The organism is Amycolatopsis sp. NPDC003861 (genome assembly GCF_053605405.1).
Genome location: NZ_JBSGJD010000369.1, coordinates 1 through 6,927, shown reverse-complemented (window position 1 = coordinate 6,927; position 6,927 = coordinate 1). Strand labels below are relative to the sequence as shown.

At 70.3% G+C, this 6,927-nt stretch carries 7 protein-coding genes; 6 read left to right on the top strand and 1 reads right to left on the bottom strand.

What is annotated here, in order from left to right; all coding sequences use genetic code 11:
• Positions 1–248: 248 nt before the first annotated feature.
• Positions 249–662, bottom strand: a complete 414-nt coding sequence (locus ACWEVN_RS45065) for an NUDIX hydrolase (protein ID WP_452055364.1) — start codon at positions 660–662, stop codon at positions 249–251.
• A 186-nt stretch (positions 663–848) separates the two neighbouring features.
• On the opposite strand from ACWEVN_RS45065, the gene ACWEVN_RS45060 reads away from it, so the two are divergent.
• The 6 genes from ACWEVN_RS45060 (at position 849) to ACWEVN_RS45035 (ending at position 6,658) form a co-directional block, all read left to right on the top strand.
• Positions 849–1,013 carry a hypothetical protein gene (locus ACWEVN_RS45060; protein WP_162146229.1) on the top strand — a complete coding sequence of 55 codons (165 nt, stop codon included), beginning with the start codon at positions 849–851 and terminating at the stop codon, positions 1,011–1,013.
• A 21-nt stretch (positions 1,014–1,034) separates the two neighbouring features.
• The gene (locus ACWEVN_RS45055; RefSeq protein WP_003095467.1) at positions 1,035–1,595 is read left to right on the top strand and encodes a PH domain-containing protein; all 561 of its coding nucleotides are present in this window, start codon (positions 1,035–1,037) and stop codon (positions 1,593–1,595) included.
• 38 nt (positions 1,596–1,633) lie between these two features.
• Positions 1,634–2,506 (top strand): PHP domain-containing protein, encoded by an 873-nt coding sequence (locus tag ACWEVN_RS45050; protein ID WP_449687469.1) that lies wholly within the window; start codon positions 1,634–1,636, stop codon positions 2,504–2,506.
• Position 2,507: 1 nt separating this feature from the next.
• Positions 2,508–3,137 carry a MarC family protein gene (locus ACWEVN_RS45045; protein ID WP_449687468.1) on the top strand — a complete coding sequence of 210 codons (630 nt, stop codon included), beginning with the start codon at positions 2,508–2,510 and terminating at the stop codon, positions 3,135–3,137.
• A gap of 125 nt (positions 3,138–3,262) precedes the next feature.
• Positions 3,263–5,725: an alpha-L-rhamnosidase-related protein gene (locus ACWEVN_RS45040; RefSeq protein ID WP_452055363.1), complete on the top strand. Its 2,463-nt coding sequence runs from the start codon at positions 3,263–3,265 to the stop codon at positions 5,723–5,725.
• An 81-nt stretch (positions 5,726–5,806) separates the two neighbouring features.
• Positions 5,807–6,658, top strand: coding sequence for a RecB family exonuclease (locus ACWEVN_RS45035; RefSeq protein ID WP_449687483.1), 852 nt, complete (start codon positions 5,807–5,809; stop codon positions 6,656–6,658).
• The last annotated feature ends 269 nt before the right edge of the window (positions 6,659–6,927 follow it).

Sequence of the window (6,927 nt, the reverse complement as noted above, 5' to 3'; positions counted from 1 at the left end):
TATCTTGAGTGGCTTGGGTGCCCGCCACCCCGAAGCCGGATTGTGACTACGGCCGGTGGTACCGCGTCAAGGCGGGAAAGCGTGCCTTGACCCGGCACCACCGGCCGTGTTCTGGCTTCGGATCGGGGTGGCGGGGCGGGGCTGGGTGGGGTGCCGGTTTGGGCGTCCGCGTTGCGGTGGGTGGGTGCAAGAGCACTCCGGCTTTGCCGGAGTCCTGCCGAGTGCTGGCGGGGGATACTTCCCCGGTTTCAGGCCCTCGGCAATGCCCCCCACTCACGCAGCGTCACATAAAGCAGCTCCACCAGCCCCCCGGCCGCCTCCAGGCCGGCAAGGTCTGCCGCATCGGACCAACGCACCTCCGACGCGTCATCACCAGCCGTGAGATTTCCGCCCTCGACCTCGCAGGCGTAGTCGTAAATCTCGTACCGTCCCCGCCGCACGGAACCGACCAGTGTGCCCGGAATCACGTCCAGTCCGGTCTCCTCGGAAAGCTCCCGGACCACGGCCTCTTTGTCCGTTTCGCCCGGTTCGACTCGGCCGCCCGGAAGCGACCATTGCCCCGAACCGGGGTCATTCACGCGCCGGATGAGCAGCAAACGGCCGTACGGGTCGAACACGATCCCGCCGACGCAGCGGATCGTGGTGCTGGTGAGGCCCTCCATGTCCCGAAGGGTAGACGCAGCCGAGGTGAAAACGGCTGTCCTGTACACGGAGAGTAGCCATACGGTACACTTCGGACCGCGTGCTGACCCAAGCGCGGGACTTTCCTCCCCTGCGCCTGTTCGGTGCGGTACAACGTAAAAACTGCTGTTGTCCGGTGTCACCGTAAGAGACGGGATTTGATCGCGGTGAACGTGAAGAAGATTGCGGGCCTCGCCGGTATCGCGTTGGTGCTGTTCTTCGTCATCGCCCAGCCTGGGCAGGCCGCCGGCCTCGTCGGCAACATCATCGACTTCCTGCGCAGCTCGGCCGAATCGGTGATCACCTTCGTCAGCAACGTGTTCAAGGGCTGATCGCGGGGTTACCCTCGAACCATGTTCGCGCCACGCGACCCCGACGAGTACCTCCTCGACACCGAGCGGCGGGTCATCCGGATCCGCCGCCACTGGGCGGTGCTCCTGTGGGACACCTTCGAGGCGGCCGCGCTGCTGGCCGTCTGCGTGCTGGTGTCCTATCTGCTGCCGCCGGCGCTGTACATCGGCCAGAACATCCTCTGGTACGTCGCGCTGCTCGTCGTCCTGCGGTTCGCCTACGTGGTGATGGAGTGGTGGGTCGAGCGCCTGGTGGTCACCGACAAGCGGTTCGTCATGACCACCGGGGTGTTCACCACCAAGGTGCTGATGATGCCGATCAGCAAGGTCACCGACCTCAGCTACGTCCGCACCGCCACCGGCCGCATGATGGGCTACGGCACGATGGTGGTCGAGTCCGCCGGTCAGATCCAGGCGCTGAACAAGATCGACTTCCTGCCGCGCCCCGAAGAGTTCTACGACACGATCTCGGAGCTCGTCTTCGGCGACAAGCAGAAGCAGGCCGAACGCTTCTCCATGATCAAGGCCCAGCGGGCCGCGCGGGGCAAGAAGCCGGTCGGCTGACAGTCCCGCTTCGCGTGTGACGCAGCGCATCGTCGACAATGGACGCGATGCGCATCGACCTGCACGCCCACTCCACCGCTTCCGACGGCACCGACACGCCGGCCGGGCTCGTCGCCGCGGCCGCGAAAGCCGGGCTCGACGTCGTCGCGATCACCGACCACGACACCACCGCGGGCTGGGCGCCCGCCTCCGAAGCGGTGTCACCCGGCCTCACGCTGGTCCCCGGTGCCGAGCTCTCCACGGTGTCGACCGACCCCGAGACGGGCCGCCAGATCAGCGTCCACCTGCTGGCCTATCTCTTCGACCCGACGTCGGAACCGGTCGTCACCGAGCAGACCCGGCTGCGGCTCGAGCGCCGCACGCGGCTGCGCCGGATGGCCGAGCGGATGGCCGCCGACGGCCTCCCGATCGACATCGACGAAATCTTCGGTCTGCTGCCCGAGGACTCCCCGCCCGGCCGCCCCCACCTGGCCCAGGCGCTGGTCCGGGCCGGGCTGGTCAAGTCCGTCGACGAAGCCTTCGCCGACTACCTCAGCCCCCGCCGCGGCTACTACGTCGCCCGCCGGGACACGCCGGTCGAGGAAGCCATCGACATGATCGCCGCGGCCGGCGGGGTCACGGTCGTCGCGCACCCCTTCGCCTTCAGCCGCGGCGCCACCATCAGCGAGGACACCCTCGCCGGGCTGGCCGCGCGCGGGCTCACCGGCGTCGAGGCCGACCACCCGAACCATGACACGGCGACCCGGGCCCGCGTCCGCGAGCTGGCCGCCGAGCTCGGGCTCGTCTTCACCGGATCCAGCGACTACCACGGCACGAACAAGACGATCAAGCTCGGTGAGTGCACCACTGACCCCGGGCAGTTCGAGGAGCTGGCTTCGCGCGCGACGGGGTTCCAGGTCGTGAAGGGCTGACATGGCGTTCGCCGACTTCTTCGACGCGAAGCTCTTCATGAGCGCGACGATCACCTTGATCGTCATCATGGACCCGCCCGGCACCGTGCCGGTGTTCCTCAGCCTCGTCGGCCGCAAGCCGATGGCGACCCGGGCGCGCGCCGCCCGGCAGGCCGTCCTGGTGTCGCTGCTGGTCATCAGCCTGTTCGCGATCGCGGGGCAGGCGATCCTGGCCTACCTCGGCATCGGCATCCCCGCGCTGCAGGGCGCGGGCGGGCTGCTGCTCCTGCTGATCGCGCTGCAACTGCTCACCAGCAACGGCCACGAGCCCGAAGCGGCGGCCGACGACGTCAACGTCGCGCTGGTGCCGCTCGGCACGCCGCTGCTGGCCGGGCCCGGCGCGATCGCCGCGACCATCGTGTTCGTCCGGCAGGCGGACGGGCACCTCGGCGCGTACATCGCCCTGGCGCTGGCGATCGTCACCGTGCACTTGGTGATCTACCTCTGCATGCGCTACTCCGGCCTCGTCATCCGGCTGATCAAGGAAAGCGGCATCACGCTGCTGGCCAAGGTGGCCGGCCTGCTGCTCGCGGCCATCGCCGTGGAGCTCGTCGCGAACTCCGTCCGCGGGTTCATCTCCGGCGCCGGCTGAGGCCGCCACCCGGGTTGTCCTGCCGGACAGGATGCGCCCGGTGCGTTGACATCGTTGGCACCGCTCCCGCAGCCTGAACCTCAGTTCAGCGTTTGAAACGATTCAACGCCCTTGCGGAGGCCTCGATGAAGTGGCTCAGAGCAGTCCTGCCGGTCACGGTGCTGGTGGCGAGCGGCGTCGGCGCCGTGCCCGCCGACGCGGCGCCGGGCTGGCAGAAGTACGTCGTCGCACCGTCGAGCCGGGACGTCCGCCCGGTGCAGGTGCTGTCCACCACCGGAGACGTCACCAACCCGAACGGCCTGCTCGGGCGCGGGGTGGCGACGTTCAAGAGGCAGGTGCCGCCGCCGAAGCCGGTCTGGCCGTCGGGCACCACCGCGGCCGCGTCGTCGTTCCACGCGCCGAACAACGGCGGGAACGGGCAGCCCCGGACGTACGACCCCGGCAACGCCGTCGACGGCAACACCGAGACGTTCTGGAACGACGACACGATCGGCGCCTACCCCGACGTCCTGACGATCACCGCGGGTGCGCCGGTCGCGCTGCCCGGGGTCACCGTGCTGTCCAATGTGGACGGCGTGCCGCAGGACTTCACGGTCGAGGTGCTGGACGCCGGCGCGTGGCGGACGGCCGCCACGGTCAGCGGCAACACGGCCGTGCAGCGCGCGGTCACCTTCGACCGGCCGGTGACGACCGCGCAGGTCCGGATCACCGTGACCAAGGACCAGAACACCCCTTCGGGCGAGTTCAGCCGCGTCGCCGAGGTGTGGCCCGGCGTGGTCGCCGACCCGCCGGTGCCGACCGCCGTCGTCGACTTCGGCAAGGTCGTGGCCGGCTACCCGAAGATCGCGTTCGCGGGCGCGTCGGCGAACCGGCCGGGCGTCCGGCTGGCGTTCTCGGAAACCCTGCAGTACCTCGGCGAACGCTCCGACTTCACCCGCTCGGACTTCTCCGGCGGGCCGGGCACCGACCAGTTCGCCGTGCCCGCGACGCCGACGGTGTGGCGGGACACCAAGGGCTGCGCGTCGGGCACGCAGGTGTGCGCGGACGGCCTGCACGGCTTCCGCTACCTGCGGATCAGCCTCGACGCGCTGGCGTCGGACGCGCCGCTGGCCCAGCCGTCCGGTGAGGTGCGCATCGGCGGCGTCTCGCTCGACTTCACGCCGTTCCTCGGCACGCCGTCGACCTACCGCGGCTGGTTCGAGTCGTCCGACGAAGACCTGAACCGCTACTGGTACGCGGCTTCCTACACGAACGAGCTGGGCATGGACACCTTCCGCGAGTCCGATGTGGACCCTCGCGGCGCCTTCTCGCCTTCGCTGGACGGGAAGCTGGTGCTGCACGACGGCGCGAAGCGCGACCGCGATCCGTACGTCGGCGACGTCGCGGTCTCCGGTCTCACGCAGTACCTGACGCACCAGGACGGCACGGCGGCTCGGAACGTGCTCGCCGATCTGGCCGACCACCAGCGCGCGGACGGCTGGATCCCACCCGCGTCGATCAACAACTACACGTTGCCGCTGTTCGACTATCCGCTCTGGTGGGTGACGTCGAGCTGGGACTACGTGCTCTACACGGGCGACACCGCGTACGCGAACTCGTACTACTCGCACCTCGTGAAGACGCTCGACAGCTGGTACCCGTCAGTCACCGATTCGCGCGGGTTGCTCTCGAAGGGGCTCAACGGCACCGGCGGCTACGGCGACTACGCGTTCCTGCCGCGTACGGGCGAAGTGACGTACTACAACGCGTTGTACGTCCGGGCGCTTCAGGGCGCTGCCGGTCTGGCGCGCGCGACGGGGCACCCGGCCGACGCGCAGCGGTGGCTTTCGCGCGCTTCGGACGTCTCGGCGGCGGTGAACCAGTATCTGTGGGATCCGGCGGCGGGCGCGTACCTCGACTCGGCTACGGGCGCGGTGCGGCACGGGCAGGACGGCAACAGCCACGCTGTGCTGGCAGGCATCGCTTCGCCTGCGCAGGCGACTTCGGCGCTGGCGCGGCTCGCGGCGGGCGCGTTGCCGTACGGGAACCCGTTCATGGACAACGACACTCTGGTCGGTGACGGCACGAAGCGCGTGTACGCGTTCACGTCGTTCCCCGAGCTGCAGGCGCGGTTCCGGACTGGGCAGACGGCGTCGGCGATCGACCAGATCAAGCGGATGTACGGCTGGATGGCCACGCACGACCCGGGCATCACGGCGTGGGAGGGCATCGGCGAAGGCGGCTCGCACTACGAGCAGGGGTACACGTCGGCCGCGCACGGCTGGTCGACCGGCGTCGTACCGGTGCTGACGAACGAGCTGCTGGGCGTCTCGCCGACGTCGCCGGGCTTCGCGACGTGGACGGTTTCGCCGCACCCGGGCCCGGTTTCGTGGGCGCGAGGGGCGGTGCCGACGCCGAAGGGCGCGTTGTCGGCTTCGTGGTCTCAGCAGGGTTCGGTGTTTTCGCTGACGGTGACCGCGCCGCGGGGGACTTCGGGCTCGCTGGTGGTGCCTTCGGGGCGGCTGGTGCTGCTGGATGGGCGTCCGCTGCGCGCGGCGGGTCCGCTGACGGTTTCCGGGGGGACGCACACGGTGCTCGTCGTGCGGTGACCCGGCTTTCCGCGCGGGGCGGCTTGCCCCGCGCGGAAAGTGTCGGTGGTGGTGCGTAGCGTGGGCGGAGTGAAGGACCAGATGGGCTTCGACTTCGGCGTGGCGCAACCGGTGCGGCTCACGAAGGTCTCGCCGGCGCGGCTGGCGACCTTCGACGATTGCCCGCGCCGGTACCGCCTCGCGTACCTCGAACGGCCGACGCCGCAGCGCACCGGGCCGTGGGCGCACAGCACGCTGGGCGCGGTGGTGCACAACGCGCTGCGGGCGTTGTTCGACCTGCCGGTGCTCAAGAGGGTGCCGCAGCGGGCGGTGGCGCTGGTGGCGGAGTTCTGGAAGGACGCGGGCTTCGAAAGCGAAGAGCAGGCGGCGCGGTACCGGGCGCGGGCGAAGGGCTGGGTGGCGGAGTACGTCGAGGACAACGACGTCTCGCACGACCCGGTCGGGCTGGAGCGCTGGGTGTCGGCACCGGTGTCCGGCACGCCGGGGGAGCGGCCGTCGATGATCATCGAGGGGCGCGCGGACCGGATCGACGCGCGCGCCGGGGAATTGGTGATCGTGGACTACAAGACGGGCCGCCGCCCGCCGGACGAGTACGAGGCGAGGGCCTCGCAAGCGCTTGCGCTGTATGCGGTGGCGGCGGCGAGGACGTTGCGCATGCCGTGCACGACGGTGGAGCTGCACCACGTCCCGACGGGCACGATCGCGGCGGCGGAGCACACCCCGGAGAGCTTGCAGAGGCACTTGCAGAGGGCGGAGGAGACCGCGGGCGACCTGAGGCTGGCCACGGATACCCTGGACGCGGGCGGCGACGGTGAGGTGCTGTTCCCGGCCCGCCCGGACCGAAGGTGCGCATGGTGCGACTTCAGGCCGAGCTGCGCGGCGGGCCAGGAAGCAGCCCCGGCGGCGCAGCCCTGGGACCTGCTCGCGCCCTGAACGGGAGGGAACGTTGGCTTCACCGGACACCGACGAACTGGCAACAGTGCCGCTGCCGGCCGGGGAACCCGCAGCCGAGCAGGTGGCGGGCCGCGAAGCCGCTCGGCCTGCCGGACCGGCAGCCGCGCGCGGTGCGGCGGCCGAGGCGCCGGTGGCTGGGCGGGCTGCGGCCGTGACCAGGATGCTGTGCTCCTTGAGCGTCTCGATCGGCACGCGGACGTTGCCGATCCGGGCGCGCAGCTCCGGGTCGTCGTAGTAGGAGTCCGGGG